We start from the raw sequence: 17,568 nt of genomic DNA, 5'->3' as shown, positions 1-17,568 counted from the left end.
CCTCAATTGCTTTCTTCTCTTCTGGAGTTAAGCTATCTGGATTTGCTACGACTGTCTTAGATGCTGGTGTAACTACATCGTCGCCTGCATTTGGTTTAGCAGCTGCTTCTGCTGTCTTCGTTAATGCTGATGCTGGAATAACTGCTGTCTTACCTGACGGTGTTGTAACAGTTGCGTTACCCTTATCATCCACTACTACCGTAGCACCTGGGTTAACTTCTTTAACCTTATCCTCAATTGCTTTCTTCTCTTCTGGAGTTAAGCTATCTGGATTTGCTACGACTGTTTTATCTGATGGTGTGTTGATGTCGTTTCCTGCGTTTGGTTTCTTAGTATCTTCAGCAGTACGTACTAATTCATCTACAGGAATCACTTGGGTTTGTCCATCTGGAGTTGATACTTTAGCATTTCCTTTTTCATCTACTGTTACTACAGAATTTGGATTTACTGCTTCTACAGCTGCTTTAATTTTTTCTTTTTCAGCATCTGTTAATTTAGCTGGATCTGCTACAACCACTTTATTCGCTGGTTTAACTACATCATTTCCTGCTTTTGGTTCATTTGCTGTATCAGACGTTTTCACAACTTGTTCAGGAGTGATGGTTTCTTGGTGCCCATCTGGAGTTGTAACTGTAACATTTCCATCTGCATCTTGAGTAATTTCTTGAGCATCTGGATTTACTTTCTTAACAGCTTCTAAGACCTTAGCTTTTTCATCATCTGTTAAAGCACTTGGGTCATTTACAAGAACTTTATCAGCCGGAATATTCACTTCACCTACAGCTTTAATAGCCGCTTTATCTGACTCTTCAATTCCATCAACAGCTTCTGCTGTTTTAGCGGCATCTACAGATTTTTTAGCTTGTTCTACAATCTTATCTACTTGAGCTTTAAGATCTTCTTTTGCTTTAGGAGTTAAATCTGGACGTGCATCAATTGCTGCTTTTTTAGCTGTTGCTTCTTCGTCAATTGCTTTACGAGCATTTGGTTTATCCTCAACTAATGGTAAAGATTTTTCGATTTCAGCTTTTGCTTCGTCTTCTAAAGCTTTAACATCTGCATCTGATTTAGCTTTGTCGATTTCTTCCTTAGCTTCATCTGCTAGAGCTTTAGCTGCATCTGCTGCAACTTTCTTCTCATCATCTGTAGCATCTGGAGTATTAGCAATGTCTTCTAATTGTTTTGCTAATTTATCATCAATTGCTTTTTTAGCAGCTGGTTTTACTTTCGCTTCTGGGTTAATTGCTTTAACATCTGATACTCCAGTATTTTTCGCTGCATCTACTGCTGTTTGTGCTGTTTGTGCAGCTTCTGGTGTATCTGCTACATCTGGTTGTTTAGCGATTACTGCTAATTGTGCATCAGCTTTATCTTTCGCTTCTTTCTTAGCTGTAGCTTTTTCTTCTTCTGTTAAGTCCGTACGTTTGTCGATTTCGGCATTTTTATCTTCTAATGCTTTCGCGATTGCTTGTTTAGCTGGTTCTTTTGCTACTGGAGTTACATTTGCAACTGCTGTTTCACCATCTGTTTTAGCTTGATCTACATCCGCATCTGTTGTTGCTTTATCAATAGCATCTTTAGCTGCATCTGCTTTTGCTTTCGCTGCTTCTTTTGCTGCTGTTTTTTGCTCAGGTGTTAAATCATCACGAGCGTCAATTGCGTTGTTTTTAGCTGTTAATGCATCTTCAATTGCTTTCTTAGCCACATTTTTCTTAACCGCTTCTGGATTTACTGCTTTAACTTCCGCAACACCCGTAGTTTTAGCTGTGTCTACTGCTTTTTTGCGCCGCTGTTGCTTTATCTGAAGTATCTGCAATCGCTGGTTGAGCGTTGATGGCATCTGTAGCCTTTTTAGCTAAGTCTTGCGCTTCTTTCTTAGCTGCTGCTTTTTCTTCTGTTGTTAAATCTTTACGTTCATCCAGTTCTTTTTCTTTCTTGGTTAATTCATCTGCTACTGCTTTTTTCGCTTGTTCTTTAGCGATTGGGTATACAGATGTTACATCTGCAACACCTTTATCTTCTGCATCGTTTACAAGTTTTTGTGCTGCTGCCGCTGCTTCAGCCGTTTCTGCATTATCAGGTTGAGCATTAACTTTTGTAAGTTCTGCATCTGCTAATTTCTTAGCTTCAGCCTTAGCCGCATCTTTTTCTGCTTGTGTTAAATCTTTACGACCATCGATTTCATTATTCTTAGCTGTTAATGCATTCCCAATAGCTTCTTTTGCATTTTCTTTTGCAACTGGATTAACCTTACCAATTTCTGTAATTCCAGTACCTTTTGCTGTATCTACAGCTGCATCTGTTGTTGCTGCATCGATTGCTTTTGTTGCATCTTCTGCTGCTTTAGTAACTTTAGCAAGAGCCGCATCTTTTTCTGCTTGTGTTAGATTTTTATCAGCATTAATTGCACTGGCTTTCACTTGGCGCGCTGCTTCAACATCTGCTTTAGCAGCAGCCTTTTTAGCTACTACTGGATTGTCCCCTGCGATTGCTGTAGTGCCAGCATTTTGGGCCTTATCAATAGCATCTTTTGTCGTTACATTAGCATCGTTAATCGCTGCTACTGCTTTTTCTTTATCTGCATTTACTTTGGCGATTGCTGCTGCTTTTTCTTCGTCAGTAGCGTTTGGAGTTTTGTTAATCTCAGCAATCTTATCTTCTGCTGCTTTGTTAACTGCATTAATTGCTGGCTGTTTATCTAAACTTACAAATTCTGATAATTTACGTTTATCTGTAGAACCATCTTTATACGTTACAACAAGATTTCCTTGGTCATCTTTTGTTACTGATTGGATTCTAGAATCTTTATCATCTACATTCTTACCTTTTTTATCAGCTAAGTTAGCATCATCATTGTTGTTAGAATACTCAAGTTTTAGTTTTCCTTCAATCTTCGCTAAGTCTTCTTTAGTTACGTTGTCTGGGTCTGCTACTGCAACTTTTTCTGTTGGTGCAGTAATATCGTATTTAGATGTTTGATCTTTAACGATAAACTGAATATATCCAGGTTTAGATTTTGCATCAGGGTCCTTATCTAAAGCGTTAAAGTTACGCTCTGCTGGCATTGAGCTAAAGTTATCATTGTCATTAGCAACAACAAAACTTGTCCAACGGTCTGACGCTTTAAGTTTAGTGACACCTGTCATTTTAATGGTTGCTTCCTGTTTGTTATCAGAAATTGTACCCCCACCAGTAACAACACCATTATTTACTACACCCATAGAGAATCCAAAATCTGTAGTATTATTCCAGTTAACATCTCCAGGTCCACGCAAGTACATATCTTTAACTGTAGTATCGTCTTTTGCTTTGAATGTCAAGTCTGTATTTTCACCAGTATAAACATAAATTTGTTTCTCAGCTAAATTCGAGTACGGAAGTTCTACTGTTGGAGCAGGATTTTTACGTACAAATTCTGATAATTTACGTTTATCTGTAGAACCATCTTTATACGTTACAACAAGATTTCCTTGGTCATCTTTTGTTACTGATTGGATTCTAGAATCTTTATCATCTACATTCTTACCTTTTTTATCAGCTAAGTTAGCATCATCATTGTTGTTAGAATACTCAAGTTTTAGTTTTCCTTCAATCTTCGCTAAGTCTTCTTTAGTTACGTTGTCTGGGTCTGCTACTGCAACTTTTTCTGTTGGTGCTACAATATCATACTTAGATGTTTGATCTTTAACGACAAAACGAATATATCCTGGTTTAGATTTTGCATCAGGATCAATATCTAAAGCGTTAAAGTTACGATCTGCTGGCATTGAACTAAAGTTATCATTGTCATTAGCAACAACATAACTTGTCCATTGTTTACCCGCATCCAGATTGGTTACACCAGTCATCTTGATAGTTGCTTCCTGTTTGTTATCAGAAATTGTACCCTTACCAGTAACAACACCATTATCAATCTTACCTGTTGTGAATCCAAAAGCTTCAGTATTATTCCAGTTAACATCTCCAGGTCCACGCAAGTACATATCTTTTACAGTAGTATCGTCATTCGCTGTGAATGTTAAATCCGTATTTTCACCCGTATAAACATAAACTTGTTTCTCTGCTTGGTTTGAATATGGCACTTTTACTGTAGGTAGAGGATTGTTGCGTAAAACACTCGTTAAAGCAACAGAATCTGTTGAGCCGTCTTTATAAGTAACAACAATCTGATCTCCTTGTTTAGTTACAGTGTCAATGTAGTTTGAAGCATTTTCTACTAATTTACCGTTTTTATCAAGCAATCTTGCATCGTTTGCTGTATTATAAGTAATTTTTATATTATTTTTAATTTTCTCAAAATCAGCTTGAGAAAGATTGTTTACATCAGCAACAGCAATCTTACCAGCTTCATTAGTTTGTGCTTGAATATCATATTTTTGAGTTTGTTCACGAACCCATAACTTAAAATATCCTTCTGGTAGTGGATTCGCAGTTTCCGTATTGCCGGTAGGTTCTGAGAACACTGCCCCATCTAAATCTTCAGCGACTAGATAACGTGTCACTAACTTACCTGTATAAGTTGGTTTATTTGGCACCGATATATTCCCCGTAATAGTTACCTTAGCAGGATTATCTTGTGTTGCTACAATTCCGTCAGTTTCATTTCTCTGAGATGAGAACGTTAGTCCATACTCATTTTTTATTTTCGAACCAGCAGCACCTGGAGCATTAATACCCCTTGATCCTTCTCCTATACGAATATCCTTAATTTTCCCAGAATCATCTGTTACTGATAATTCAATATTCGTTTCTTCACCTTTATAAACATAAATATCTTTGTCAGTCGCATTAGAGAACGGAATGTTCCCAACTGGTTTCTTATTCGTAACAGCTTCTGTACGGAAAGCATTATCTCTATCTAACGCTTTTCCATTACGTAAATCATTAGAACCTGTATTTTCAATTGAGTTAGAATCAGATTTTTTCTCCGTATTCTCTGCTTTCTTACCTACAGTTTCTTTACCATCTGTAGTATCTACTGTTGGTATATCTTTTTTCTCAACTGGTTTGTTTCTTAATTTTGAGTTAACAGCCATTACAAGTTTATTGTAAGCTGCCGTTAGTTCTTTTTGACTTTTTGCATTAACAACTGTTGATTTTACTGAATCAACTACTCTTTGTAATTCTGATAAACTTTCTTCTGTTTTATTATTATAGGCCCCACTAGAAATCTTTAATTCAATTTCAGCAATATATTGGATTAATGCTGTTTTATCTAGTTCTTCTTTTAAATCAGTATTTTCAACATGTGGAACAGCAGTATTTTTATTAATTACTTTTCCTAATTTATTCAACTCTTCTTTTGGCTGAACAACTACATCGTTTTTATCTACTGGTTCAGAAACGCCCGCTTCATTAGCAAATACCGCTCCATTCCCCATAAATAATAAGTATGATGCAATTGCTACAGATGCTGCACCAAAACTATACTTGCGAATAGAAAACCTCTGGATTCTATTAAAATTATTCTTGTTTTTCAAATATATCCCTTCCTCTCAATATAATAATTTTTTTCAACATATTATATCATACTACATTTTAATTTCCAAAAATTTATATATTCCAAAGAACAGAACAACTTACAGAAACATAAACATTTGTGATATAAACCAGTTTTTTATAACTTGTGTTGATTTGTACACAAATCAATGTATTAACCGATACACATTAATCTAATTGTAACAAGTACTGGTTTACTATTTGGTTTGGAATTTTAAATTATAATACACATCTAGCTTAATTATTCCCACTACTAATATATCTTGTATAAGTTTTCACTACACTATATAAACTTTTAAATACTCAGTGATTCAACATTTAAGATAAATAAAATATTATATTCTTGATTCAAATCCGAAATCTTATTAAGGATAATACGAAAAGTTCGACTACTATTTTAACTAAAAAATGTGAGTTAGCTATTCAATATTGTAACTACTCAAAAACAAAGAAAATACACTTTTTGTATATTTATAATCTAAGTTCCATCTTCTCTTAAATAGTTTAGATACTTTCAACATAAGTAATGAAGCCTTTTTGTATAGAATTAAATAGAATTAATGGATTTTCTCCATCACCCCTATAAATTATAAAACCGATTGTTTCATCAATCCTATTTGACAAAGAGCCAAAAAAATAAACCTACACATAAAGTGTAGGCTTGATTGTTAAAATTATGCTTCTTGAGAAACAACTTCTTTTCCATCGTATTGTCCACATGATGGGCAAACATGGTGGCTTTTTCTTAATGAACCACAGTTAGGGCATGTGTTTAACCCTGGTACTTCTAATTTGAAGTGAGTACGACGTTTAGCTTTTCTAGCTTTTGATGTTTTACGTTTTGGTACTGCCATTTTGTACACCTCCTAATCAATCTTCTTTACATAAAATGCTTTTTACTTTTCAGTCTCATCGGAATCGAAGAAAGACTGTAGAGCCGCTAACCTTGGATCAATTTGTTGTTCTTTTGCAACTGTTCGTCTTAAAGACAACTCTTCTTGAGAAATGACTTCCCAATCTTGACCACTTGGCATTCGGTCTTCACTCAATTCCTCTGGCGATAAGACTTGTAAAGGAATTGAAAGTAAAATATGATCTTCCACAGCAGGTTGTAAATCTATCCAATCAGTTTCTAACGGAATTACAATTTCTGTTAATTCCTGTTCTTCAAATGAAGTTCCTTTTGGAATATATCGTTCAACAATTTCTATTGACAATGGCACAACCACTGGCTCTAGAGACCTGGATGAAGGAAGTGTGATATCGACAGCACAAGTAAATTGCGCAATGACTGTTTCATTTTGATAAACAAGAAAACCTTTTGCTACAGCAGGAGAAACAGCTATTATCGTATCATCACGACTCTTTAAGTTGTCCTCTACTTGCATTTCCTCTTCAAAATAAACAGGCATTCCTTGAGAATTTTCAAGTTGTTTTAATGATATTTTCACATTTTTCACCCCTAAAGCAACATAGAGAATTATACTAAGGAATCTCTTGTTTGTCAATGTTTTCTACTTGACAATTGTATATTTCTCCATCATTTTATTTTATAAACTGATTCTACAGATTTCTGACAAAGATTGCAATCATTTTTTAGTAGCAACTTTTTCTACTACCATAAATAGTCCACCTAGTTCATTATCCCCTTCATCGAAACTTCTACCCTTTCCTTTTTTCTATTTTATCTCCGGCTTAAACTGCTGAGCAGATTTATAATTAGACGGGTTCATTATATCATATATGTTATCAAAGTTCTTTTGTGTTTCTATGGATGAATCCGCATAATTTGTAATAAATTCTGTTTCTTCTTCTCTTAAAGTTTTTAAATATTCTCTTCCTCTTTCATTAAATCCTAAAACAGTCACTTTATTCGGTTTTCGTATACTTTCAAAATGCTTTTCCACTTGTTTCTTTGTAATTCCTAATAACACATATAAGCATAAGCGTTGTAATCTTGCCCAAGTCCAACGTTTATTTTTCAATAATTGAATAAAATCATGAAATGAATTTGCTTGAGGTAAGATTTTTTTTAATCGATATTCAATCCCTTCATCCATTTGATAGATATTTCTCAATTCTTCCACACTACTTCGCTCTAATTGATACTTCAATAACAACCAATATGGTTCCCAATGATTACGATATTTGTCTGAAGAAATTTCTTCTAAATAAGGTAATTGAGCATATAATTTTGGATTTCTTTCAGACTTTAATAGTTGCTTCCGTAATGCAGTTCCGCTAGCAAACTGTCCTTCTAGCAAAATCTCATCCAAATGTCCATTTCCCATTCGTTCAATAGTTAAGAATTTCATTGGTACATTTCTCGAAAAAATTTCTTTTACATAGGCAAATCCTAATTGTTGATTTGGCTGTTGCATTAATCGATAGAGTGGACTATTTTCTCCAAAATTCTCTTTTGCAATGAGTGAAAGTCGACTTGCATAAGTGAGAGATTTCATTTCATCATTTGTGACGTCTTCTTTTATTCTTGTTTGTAAGGCAGTCCATTCATCAAATGCTATTTGATAATCAATTCTTATATTTTCTACACCAAAAGCAATTTCTTGACATTTAGCAGCATGCAAAATACCAACGCCCCCAGCTGCAAACCAATCTGTGGCTTGTGCGCTTGAAAGTGTTGGTAATTCTAATATTAGATCTGCTCCATTTTCTAGAGCCATTTTTGCACGATGCCATTTGTTCTCAATAGCTGGTTCTCCTCTTTGAACGAAATTCCCGCTCATCACAACAACAATGACATCTGCATCTGTTTGCTTTCTAATTTGTTCGATTTGATAATGATGACCTTTATGAAATGGATTATATTCTGCAATAATTCCACAAGCTTTCATGTAATTCCTCATTTCAATGCAATAAAAAACCAACGTGGAGAAGTTTCTTCCACTTCTGATTCACCAAAATTGGCTCTTATCCATACTTTTTTAAATCCTACCATTTCAAGTCCTTCTTGATACCATTCCATAGGGAAAGTTTGCTCCACATGTACTTCTTGAAAATGCTCAAATAATGCTTTACTCGTTTGAGATTCATCACGAACAAACATATCAATGACATGTTCTACACTTCCAGGTTCCTCTAATTCATAACTTTGCCATAAAAACGCTAAATTTTCACTTGTATAATGATATTGATATCCTGGAAATACTTCTTGCATTTGATACAGAGAATGCACATCAAATAAAAATAATCCATTCTCTTCTAAATGCTCGTAAACAGTTTTAAATACTTTGATTGTATCTTCAAACTCCGTTAAATAACAAAGTGAATCAGAATATAATGTAATCGCGTCAAAATTCTCTAATCCTTTTAAATCACGCATATCTTTTTGAACCCAATCAATCGAAGGATAATCTTGTTGATATTTTTCTTTGGCAATATCTAACATTTCGTTCGATAAATCAACTCCAGTCACTTTGTAACCTGCTTCTGTTAGTAATGTCGAAACTTCACCCGTTCCACAAGCCAATTCCATAACTTTTTGAATATTTCTACTCGTATACGTTTTAAAAGAATCTTTTGTAAAATTCACCCATAATTGGTATTGTTCATGATCCATTACTTCGTCATATACATGTGCAAAGGTTTGATAGGTCATTCTTTTTCACTCGCAATATTAACGATTGGTGCGTCATTCCATAATTTTTCTAAATTATAATATTCACGGTCTTCATAGTAGAATACATGTACAATGACATCATTTAAGTCCATTAAAATCCAACGTGCGTTGTCTTTTCCTTCGATGCTTTTCACTTCAAAGCCTTCTTTATGTACTTCTTCTTCAATTGCATCGACAATGGCTTGTACTTGTTTTTCATTTTTCCCATGAGTAATAACAAAGTAATCTGCTACAGGTGTTAAGTGTCCCACTTCTAGCGCAACGATTTCTTGCGCTAATTTATCATCTGCTGCTTTTAATACTACATCTAATAATTGTTTACTACGATTTTCTGTCATACGTTTCCTCTTTCTATTACTAAATAATTATAAACTTCTAATGTTCCAGGATAAATATATACTTCTTTTTCAATTAAATACTGCAAAGTATGTCTCACTAAATATCGAACTGCTTCATCAATATTATGACTAGCAATTTGTCTAGCTTCTTCTACTCCTGGATAATTTCTTCCATCTTCAATGGCATCTGCTACAAATAAACATTTGGATAACAGAGTCATTTTTGTTCCACCAATCGTATGTTCACGAATAGCGTCTAAAATTTCTTCATCTTGAATATCTAATTCATCTTTTAAAATTTCTGCACCTACTGGTCCATGTAAAATTTCAGAAGATTGATTTTGTAGTTGTTCTGACAACTGTTTTTTGACCACTAATTCTTGTAATTCTTCTAAGGGTCTTTCTTTTGCATAATCATGAATTAACGCTGCTAAAGAAGCTTTTATAACATCTGCTCCATATAATGTTGCTAATTCCATGATTTTCTTTTCCACTCTTAAACAATGGTCAAATCTTCTTTGACTCATTTGAGAGCGAACTTGATGTAAAATTTTTTCACGACTCAAAGAAGAATACGGAGAAAAATCTAAAACTGTCATTCTTGATACAGTCCTTTCTCAAAAATATATTCTTCTACACTTTCTGGAACAAGGTAACGAATACTTTGTCCCCATAACACATTTTTTCGAATTTGTGTTGAACTAATTTCCATTTGAGGCGCTTCAATCCATAATACTGGATATGGAGTTTCTTTTGGATATCCTGGACGACAAACTCCCACAAATTGAACTTCATGAACTAATTCATCAATTCGATGCCAAGTTGGTAAATAATCCACCATATCGCCACCGATAATAAAGTAATAATCTACATCAGGATTTTTTTCTTTTAATAGTTGAATCGTATCAAAGCTGTAACTTTTTTCTGTACGTTCTAATTCAATCGTTTCAAGATCAAAATGATAATTATCTCGAATGGCTAATTGGGTCATTTCTACTCGATAATTAGCATCAATCGTTTTCTTTTCATCAACATGAGGTGGAATATGGCTCGGCATAAAATAGATTTTGTCCAAATTCAACTGCACTCTAGCTTGCTCTGCCATAATTAAATGTGCCACATGAGGAGGATTAAAACTTCCTCCTAAAATTCCAACACGCTTTTGTTTCCCACTAAAATCATTTTGTTTTACTTTTGGACAAAGCTTGATGGATTGCATCATAATTATCGCCCTCTTTTTACAAATTCTGCAAATCGAATCGAAATATCACGATTTTTTGGATTTCTAGCTTGTTTATACAATACAATCGTATGTCCAATGACTTGAACAATCGTGCTTCCTGTTTGTTCTGCTAATACTTCAGCAGCTTCCTGAGGTTCTTCCATTGTATTTTGTAATAAACTAACTTTAATTAATTCACGTTTTTCAATCGCAAATTGGATTTGTTGAATCATTTCTTCACTTAAACCGCCTTTTCCAATTTGAAAAATCGGTTTAATGCTGTGTGCTTCTTTTTTGAAAAATTGTCTTTCTTTTCCCTTTAATTCCAATCCAATCCCTCCTTCTTATATTATTGATGGACGTTTAATGACGTCTACTTCTTTCGGACTCCAAACTTCAATCGTCCCTGGTTTTTGAATGGTTATCCACCCTAGACCTGCAATGACAATATCTGATTTTTCTTTTATTGAAAAGACTGTCTTTTGTAGAGCTGGATATTGTTTCACATTATCGCCTGTAGGAGGTGTTAAAATTGTTCCATTATGTCTTGCATAAAACTCATCTGCTTTTTCTAATTTTGTACGATGTAATTCAATCGTTTGTGGAGTATAAAATGTTAAGGAATTTCTTTCCCCTTTTGTATAATCCACTCGTACAAGTCCACCAATAAAAATTGTTTGTTCTGCATTTAATTGGAAAGTTTTTGGTTGTAATTCCTTTTGAGGCAATACTTTTTTCACTTCTTTTTCCGCTAAATAGTGTGCAATTTGATGACGGTGAATAATCCCCGGAGTATCAATTAAGCTTGATTCTTCATCAAATGGAATATCAATTTGTCCTAATGTAGTTCCTGGGAATTGAGAAGTCGTAATCACATCTTTTGTTCCACCAATGCTTTGAATTAATTTATTAATCAAAGTAGATTTCCCTACATTTGTTACCCCTACTACATAAGCATCTTTTCCCTGACGGTATTCATTTATTTTATCCAATAATTCGTCAATTTGAATACGTTTATTCGCACTTACTAAAATGGTATCAACTGGACGAATTCCATATTCTTTTGCAAAACGTTCAATCCAGTTTTTCAAACGATTACGATTCACTGATTTTGGATATAAATCCACTTTATTTGCAACGAATAATACCGGATTATTTCCAATAAAACGTTTCAACCCTGAAATCATACTGCCATATAAGTCAAATAAATCGACAACATAAACAACTAAAGCATCTTCTTCTGCAATCGAAGATAACATTTTTAAGAAATCATCATCACTTAAAGAAGCAGGTTGTAATTCATTATAATTTCTAAGTCTAAAACAACGTTGACAATAAACGGGTTCTTCTTTTTCTAACATTTTCGTCAATACACTTGTAGGAGTATAGCCGATTTCTTCATGATTCTCTGTTTGAATCGTGGCGCCACATCCCATACAAAAGTAGTGGTTTTCAGTCATGGATTTTCTCCTCCCATTTCTCTGAGTAATTTTTTCCATATAATATCGTTAGGATTAAATTTTCAAAAAATCGATTGATTCTTGTTTTCTTAGCATCTGATAATTTTAAAGGTTTAACAAGGATCGTTTTAATTCCAAAAGTTCCAGCCCCTAAAATATCTGTCAATAACTGATCTCCAATCATCACAATTTCATCTTTTGTTGCAGTCGTTTGACTCAGTGCTTCTTTAAATCCTTTATGCAGTGGTTTTAGTCCTGGAAAAACGTACGGTACGCCTAATTGTTCAGCCACTCTTTCAATACGATTTTTACGATTATTAGACACTAAAATAATTTCAATCTGATTTTCTTTTAATTGTTGAACCCATGTTTGTAATGTATCATTTGTATCTAATTCATCCCAATCCACTAATGTATTATCAATATCTGCAAAAATTGTTTGAATCGATTGTTTTTTTAAAAACTCAATGGAAATGGATGAGTACTCTTTAATAAACCACGTTGGTGTTAGTTTAATGGACATATTTCTCCTCTATCTTTATAATCTTTTCTCAACTCGAACGCCTACTTGATCGACGGTTAATACTCGAATGTTATAGTTTCCTAATTCACTTGGTAATTGCTCTTTTAAATAGTCAACAATACTTGGTGTATTTTCTTTTGAAGATAACACCATCACAGTTGGTCCCGCTCCACTTAAGTACGTACCAATCGCTTCTTTTTCTTTTGCAAGCTTACGTACCGGTGTTAAAAACGGAATTAATGTTTCACGATGTGGCTCATGGAATAAATCTTTTTCTACAATTCTAGAAACATTTTCCCAATCTTCTTGCCATAGTGCTGCAACTAATACATTCGAACGACTACTTGCTTGTACCGCTTTTGAATATACAAATTCACTAGGAAGAACTTGTCTACTTGCTTTTGTAGATAATTCAAAATCTGGAATTAACGCAATCCCTTGAATATCAGATTGGATTTCTTTTTGTAAATAATCTACTTCTTGACTTTTTGCATCATAAGTCGCAACGACTAATCCACCTAAAATAGCTGGAGCTACATTATCTGGATGCCCTTCTAATTTTGTTGCCCATTCAACTTTTTGTTGTGGAGTTAAGTTTAAATTCCCTAATTGATTTGCTAATTCAATTCCTGCAACAATCGCACTAGAGCTACTTCCTAATCCTCTTGTCATTGGAATATCACTTTCACACACTAAATAGTGAGGTTGTAAGGTTGGACAAACTGCTAAAGCTGTCTCAATAATTAAATTTTCTTGATTAGTTGGTACAGCTTCTCCAAATTGATGTTCAATTTTCCATTCATTACTAGGTTCTACAACCGTTAATGTTAAATATAAATCAACTGCAATCCCAATGGAATCGAATCCTAATCCAATATTAGCAGTTGTTGCGGGTACAATAATTTTCATTTTTATGCCTCCAACACAGGATAGATTCTAACTGCTTCTACACCGTCTACTTGTTGATATGCGGAAACTTTTTCTTCTAACTCAGCTTCTGAAATTTGAGTAAATCTTGTTAATACTGCTTGATTTGGTAACACAACTCCGTCAAACTCTTCTGGTTTACTTGTTTCAATTACAACAGCATAATCTTTTAATGGAGCTGTTGTTGTATGAACTTTAGTCGCTTCTGTCAATGGTTCAAACGGAACTACTTGAGCGTTACGATTTTGTTGCGTTGCAATCATCATGACATCAGCTACCACACTTGTTGCAGTTGGATGTGAGCCTGCACCTTTTCCGTATAGTAAAATTTCTCCTAAAGCATCACCTGTTACAGAAATGGCATTATTTTCATAAGCAACTTGAGCTAACAAGTGGTTTAAACTTACAAAATAAGGACGTACTTCTAAGTATACTTCTTCACCATTTGCGACAACACTTGCCAATAATTTAATCGTATAGCCTGAAAGTTTAGCTAATTGTAAATCTGTTTTAGTCACTTGTGTAATACCTTTTTTAGGAATCGCATCGAATGAAACATTTGTTCCAAATGCTAATCTTGTTAAAATGATTAATTTATAAGTAGCATCATAACCTTCTACATCACTTGTTGGATCTGCTTCAGCAAATCCTTTTTCTTGAGCTGTTTTTAACACTTCTTCATAAGATAATCCTTGTTGGCTCATAGAAGTTAAAATAAAGTTTGTTGTTCCATTTACAATTCCGTAAATCGCTTCTACTTCATTACTTGAAACATGTTCTACTAAAGGTCGTAATACAGGAATTCCGCCCCCAACACTTGCTTCATAATATAAATACACATTATTTTCTCTAGCAATTTGAGATAATTCAACACCATGTTTTGCTAATAAATCTTTATTCGCTGTTACTACATGTTTACCTGATTCTAAAGCTTTCTTCACACAGTTATAAGCAAAATCCACTCCACCTAAAACTTCTACAATAATAGAGATTTCTTCATCATTTAAAATATAGTCTACATCCGAAGTAAATGTAATGCCTGAAATTTTATCGGCAAATAGTTCTGGTTCTTTTACAAGAGCTTTTTCAATTCGCAATGAAACTCCTGTTTTCTTTTCAATAGACATTTGATTTTTTGTCAAAATATGATAAACACCACTACCAACTGTCCCAAATCCTAATAAACCAATTTTTTCTACTTTCATCGTAATCCCCACTTTTTCTTTATGTATAAATATTGAAAAACCACAGCACACATTTTATAGGCGCCGTGGTTTATCACAAAGTCATTAATCTTGTAATAGTTCAAAAATTTCAATTGCGACTAAATCGATATCATCAAATTGGAATGTTTGTTTTGTCTCACAATCTTCTAACTCAAAGCTATCTGCTTCTTGATTAAATGTCACAACACATTTTTCAACACCATCTTTTTCAAAACGACGAATTTCAATATCCGTGCTTTGATCCGCCATTGTTTGTAGACGTTGCACAATCGCAACTAGTTGTGAAGGTTTCATGTTGCTTTACCCCTTTCAGCTTTCTTAATTTCTATTCTACCATAAAACTTTTTTAGATTATATGAAAATCCCTTTAAAAAACATACTTTTTTATAAATTTATTCAGGAAGTGTCCAATATAAATGAATAAGAGCTTGAGTTCCTAAATCGCCATAACCATCATCACAAACTGTTTCATATAATTTTCTTGCTTGTAAGGTGGCTGGTAAAAATAATCCCATTCTTTCAGATTCTTCCACTGCAATTCTTAAATCTTTTAAGAAATGCTTTGCAAAAAATCCCGGACTATAATCTTTCTTCAAAATCCTTGGCCCATAATTCGATAATGACCAGTTCGCTGCACTTCCCGCTCCAACTGTTTGTAGTACTTTTTCTAAATCTAATTCCGCAGCTTTTGCATAAACTAACATTTCAACTAAGCCTGTCATTGTTCCAGCAATCATAATTTGATTCGCCATTTTAGTATGTTGACCAGCTCCATTTGTTCCTTGTAACGTAATTGTTTTTGAAAAAGTCTCTAAAATTGGACGTACTTCTTCTAATACAGACTCCTTACCACCAACCATAGTTGACAATGTTCCGTTCTTAGCTCCTAAATCGCCACCAGAAACTGGAGCATCTAATGCCTCACAAGAAGATTTTTCAGCTTCTTCTGCAATTTTCTTCGCTAAAGAAGGCGTACTTGTTGTTAAATCAATGAGTATCTTACCTTTTTCTAGCCCTTCAAAAATTCCGTCTTCCCCAAAATAAACTTCCTCTACATCTGTTGGATATCCTACAATCGTTAACACGACATCAGACTGAGCTGCTACTTCTTTTGGAGTATTTGCCCATGTAGCTCCAGCATTGATAGCTATTTCTGCTTTTTCTTTTGTACGATTATAAACTGTAACTGGATAACCAGCGTTTAATAAGTGCTTCACCATAGAAGATCCCATTACGCCTGTTCCAATAAATCCTATTTTCTTCATTCTTCAGTCTCCTTATCATCATCATAGATTTTGAAGAAATTCATTTTTTCTAACCATGTTTTTGTATTTTCTTTATCATGTTGATAATTACTAATCGCATCTTGATAAAATGCTTCTACTTTTTTAGCAAAAGTTACAGAAGAAATTTCTTCTAATAATTGATTTTGTAATTCTTCGACTTGATGAGAAGTTTGATTGCGACATTCTAAATAAGTTAACACGCTAGAAGCAATATCTTCATCTTTTTCAAACAACATTCCTAATTCTGGTTTTGTAATAAATTGTTGTAAATAATCATTTTTCTTCGCAATAACTGGAATTCTATTCACTAAAGCTTCTAAATAAGTTAACCCTTGACTTTCAGACTCAGAAGCATTCACGTATAAATCTGCCATTTGATAATATTTAGACACTTGATGATGCTCCACTTCACCTGCGAACTGTACATAAGGTGTAATCCCTAAACGTTCCACTTGTTTTTCAAGTTCTTCTTTTTCCGGCCCTCCACCAACAATACAACATTTCACAGTTGAATCATTTTCTAAAATTGTAGGCATTGCATCTAATATCGCAGCAATATTTTTTTCTTTCGATAAACGGCTTAATGATAATAAGACTTTATCGTCTTTTGTGTATCCTAATTTTTCACGTAAGTCTGCTGAAATTTGTGGATTCATTTCTGGAATTTCAACACCTGTTGGAATTACTCGAACTTCTTTAGTAACTTCATAAGATAATAACTTATCTTTGGTCATTTGACTTGGTGCAATCACTCCACGAGTTTGATTACAAAAGTTTTTAGAAATATATGCCACATGACTTGGTCTTAAAATTTTTCCATTCGCAATATAGTGTAAATATTTTTCATACATTGTATGGTATGTATGGATTGTTGGAATCCCAAGCATTGCTCCTAAAATTTTCCCAAGTAGTCCTAAACTAAATTCTGTTTGCGTATGAATAATATCTAATTCGTATTCTTGAGAAACTTTATAAGCTTCAATAAAACCTTGAACAGCAATTCTTCTTTCTTTAAATGAAAACAATGGAATACTTCCCAAGCGAACGATATTCCACTCAGGCATCGTAGCATTTGGATCGGTTGTTGTAAAAATAATAACCGTATGTCCAAGGCGTTCTAATTCTTCTTTCAATACTCGAACAGAAGTAGCAACACCACTGACTTGAGGGAAATAGGTGTCTGTAAAAATCCCTACTCGCATAACTTCCTCCTTAAATATCTCTCTTTGTCTTTTTATTCGTTCTATTTTATTTTACACGTATCCCTATTATATACGATAGTCCAATATCTGTCACGGACTACAAAAAAATCGGTGTCAAACACAAGTGATAATGTCTCAATTAAACACAAGTAAAAAAAGGAGGACTTCTACACTTAGGCATACGAAGTCCTCCTTTTTATCAATAATCTAAATAGTCAGTATCTTTATCTTCTTCACATATAATT

Annotated in this window: 17 protein-coding genes; all 17 read right to left on the bottom strand. The window is 34.0% G+C overall.

Annotated features, from left to right (window positions below; genetic code table 11):
* A partial coding sequence (locus tag RWR88_RS04850; protein ID WP_314450894.1) for a DUF1542 domain-containing protein occupies positions 1-1,840 on the bottom strand: 1,840 nt, incomplete at its 3' end.
* On the bottom strand, positions 1,761-5,480 hold the full coding sequence (locus tag RWR88_RS04845) for a DUF1542 domain-containing protein (RefSeq protein WP_314450892.1): 3,720 nt from the start codon (positions 5,478-5,480) through the stop codon (positions 1,761-1,763). The genes RWR88_RS04845 and RWR88_RS04850, both read right to left, overlap by 80 nt.
* 693 nt (positions 5,481-6,173) lie before the next feature.
* Positions 6,174-6,353, bottom strand: coding sequence for a 50S ribosomal protein L32 (gene rpmF / locus RWR88_RS04840; protein ID WP_314348811.1), 180 nt, complete (start codon positions 6,351-6,353; stop codon positions 6,174-6,176).
* Positions 6,354-6,395: 42 nt separating this feature from the next.
* Positions 6,396-6,950: a YceD family protein gene (locus tag RWR88_RS04835; protein WP_314348810.1), complete on the bottom strand. Its 555-nt coding sequence runs from the start codon at positions 6,948-6,950 to the stop codon at positions 6,396-6,398.
* Positions 6,951-7,178: 228 nt separating this feature from the next.
* Entirely contained in the window at positions 7,179-8,354 is a 1,176-nt protein-coding gene (locus RWR88_RS04830) for a nucleotidyltransferase (RefSeq protein ID WP_314450891.1), read from the bottom strand.
* Between the two features lie 8 nt (positions 8,355-8,362).
* Positions 8,363-9,118, bottom strand: a complete 756-nt coding sequence (locus RWR88_RS04825) for a class I SAM-dependent methyltransferase (RefSeq protein WP_314450890.1) — start codon at positions 9,116-9,118, stop codon at positions 8,363-8,365.
* Positions 9,115-9,477, bottom strand: a complete 363-nt coding sequence (gene rsfS, locus RWR88_RS04820; protein WP_006703047.1) for a ribosome silencing factor — start codon at positions 9,475-9,477, stop codon at positions 9,115-9,117. Before rsfS ends, RWR88_RS04825 begins: the two co-directional genes overlap by 4 nt.
* Positions 9,474-10,076, bottom strand: a complete 603-nt coding sequence (gene yqeK, locus RWR88_RS04815; protein WP_314450889.1) for a bis(5'-nucleosyl)-tetraphosphatase (symmetrical) YqeK — start codon at positions 10,074-10,076, stop codon at positions 9,474-9,476. The genes rsfS and yqeK overlap by 4 nt, the downstream gene beginning before the upstream one ends.
* Positions 10,073-10,699, bottom strand: a complete 627-nt coding sequence (locus RWR88_RS04810) for a nicotinate-nucleotide adenylyltransferase (protein ID WP_314450888.1) — start codon at positions 10,697-10,699, stop codon at positions 10,073-10,075. The genes yqeK and RWR88_RS04810 overlap by 4 nt, the downstream gene beginning before the upstream one ends.
* Positions 10,700-10,701: 2 nt before the next feature.
* On the bottom strand, positions 10,702-11,028 hold the full coding sequence (gene yhbY, locus RWR88_RS04805; protein WP_314348805.1) for a ribosome assembly RNA-binding protein YhbY: 327 nt from the start codon (positions 11,026-11,028) through the stop codon (positions 10,702-10,704).
* Between the two features lie 15 nt (positions 11,029-11,043).
* Entirely contained in the window at positions 11,044-12,159 is a 1,116-nt protein-coding gene (gene yqeH / locus RWR88_RS04800) for a ribosome biogenesis GTPase YqeH (protein ID WP_314450887.1), read from the bottom strand.
* On the bottom strand, positions 12,152-12,682 hold the full coding sequence (locus tag RWR88_RS04795; protein ID WP_314450886.1) for a YqeG family HAD IIIA-type phosphatase: 531 nt from the start codon (positions 12,680-12,682) through the stop codon (positions 12,152-12,154). The genes yqeH and RWR88_RS04795 overlap by 8 nt, the downstream gene beginning before the upstream one ends.
* Positions 12,683-12,697: 15 nt before the next feature.
* A complete protein-coding gene (gene thrB, locus RWR88_RS04790; protein ID WP_314450885.1) occupies positions 12,698-13,591 on the bottom strand; it encodes a homoserine kinase in 894 nt (297 codons plus the stop codon).
* A 2-nt stretch (positions 13,592-13,593) separates the two neighbouring features.
* Entirely contained in the window at positions 13,594-14,814 is a 1,221-nt protein-coding gene (locus RWR88_RS04785) for a homoserine dehydrogenase (protein ID WP_314450884.1), read from the bottom strand.
* Between the two features lie 84 nt (positions 14,815-14,898).
* Positions 14,899-15,129 carry a YkuJ family protein gene (locus tag RWR88_RS04780; RefSeq protein ID WP_006703055.1) on the bottom strand — a complete coding sequence of 77 codons (231 nt, stop codon included), beginning with the start codon at positions 15,127-15,129 and terminating at the stop codon, positions 14,899-14,901.
* A 98-nt stretch (positions 15,130-15,227) separates the two neighbouring features.
* Entirely contained in the window at positions 15,228-16,100 is an 873-nt protein-coding gene (locus tag RWR88_RS04775) for an NAD(P)-dependent oxidoreductase (protein WP_314450883.1), read from the bottom strand.
* On the bottom strand, positions 16,097-17,323 hold the full coding sequence (locus RWR88_RS04770; protein ID WP_314450882.1) for a glycosyltransferase family 4 protein: 1,227 nt from the start codon (positions 17,321-17,323) through the stop codon (positions 16,097-16,099). The genes RWR88_RS04775 and RWR88_RS04770 overlap by 4 nt, the downstream gene beginning before the upstream one ends.
* Positions 17,324-17,568: the final 245 nt, after the last annotated feature.

The organism is uncultured Granulicatella sp., from assembly GCF_963528195.1.
Classification (GTDB): Bacteria; Bacillota; Bacilli; order Lactobacillales; family Aerococcaceae; genus Granulicatella.
This window is presented reverse-complemented; position numbering and strand designations above follow the sequence as displayed.

Excerpts from the sequence above, each read along its gene's own strand:
- rsfS (WP_006703047.1), bottom strand. The coding sequence starts at position 9,477 with ATGACAGAAAATCGTAGTAAACAATTATTAGATGTAGTATTAAAAGCA.
- RWR88_RS04770 (WP_314450882.1), bottom strand. The coding sequence starts at position 17,323 with ATGCGAGTAGGGATTTTTACAGACACCTATTTCCCTCAAGTCAGTGGT.
- RWR88_RS04825 (WP_314450890.1), bottom strand. The coding sequence starts at position 9,118 with ATGACCTATCAAACCTTTGCACATGTATATGACGAAGTAATGGATCAT.
- yqeH (WP_314450887.1), bottom strand. The coding sequence starts at position 12,159 with ATGACTGAAAACCACTACTTTTGTATGGGATGTGGCGCCACGATTCAA.
- RWR88_RS04795 (WP_314450886.1), bottom strand. The coding sequence starts at position 12,682 with ATGTCCATTAAACTAACACCAACGTGGTTTATTAAAGAGTACTCATCC.
- RWR88_RS04780 (WP_006703055.1), bottom strand. The coding sequence starts at position 15,129 with ATGAAACCTTCACAACTAGTTGCGATTGTGCAACGTCTACAAACAATG.
- yqeK (WP_314450889.1), bottom strand. The coding sequence starts at position 10,076 with ATGACAGTTTTAGATTTTTCTCCGTATTCTTCTTTGAGTCGTGAAAAA.
- thrB (WP_314450885.1), bottom strand. The coding sequence starts at position 13,591 with ATGAAAATTATTGTACCCGCAACAACTGCTAATATTGGATTAGGATTC.
- RWR88_RS04785 (WP_314450884.1), bottom strand. The coding sequence starts at position 14,814 with ATGAAAGTAGAAAAAATTGGTTTATTAGGATTTGGGACAGTTGGTAGT.
- RWR88_RS04830 (WP_314450891.1), bottom strand. The coding sequence starts at position 8,354 with ATGAAAGCTTGTGGAATTATTGCAGAATATAATCCATTTCATAAAGGT.
- RWR88_RS04775 (WP_314450883.1), bottom strand. The coding sequence starts at position 16,100 with ATGAAGAAAATAGGATTTATTGGAACAGGCGTAATGGGATCTTCTATG.
- RWR88_RS04810 (WP_314450888.1), bottom strand. The coding sequence starts at position 10,699 with ATGATGCAATCCATCAAGCTTTGTCCAAAAGTAAAACAAAATGATTTT.
- rpmF (WP_314348811.1), bottom strand. The coding sequence starts at position 6,353 with ATGGCAGTACCAAAACGTAAAACATCAAAAGCTAGAAAAGCTAAACGT.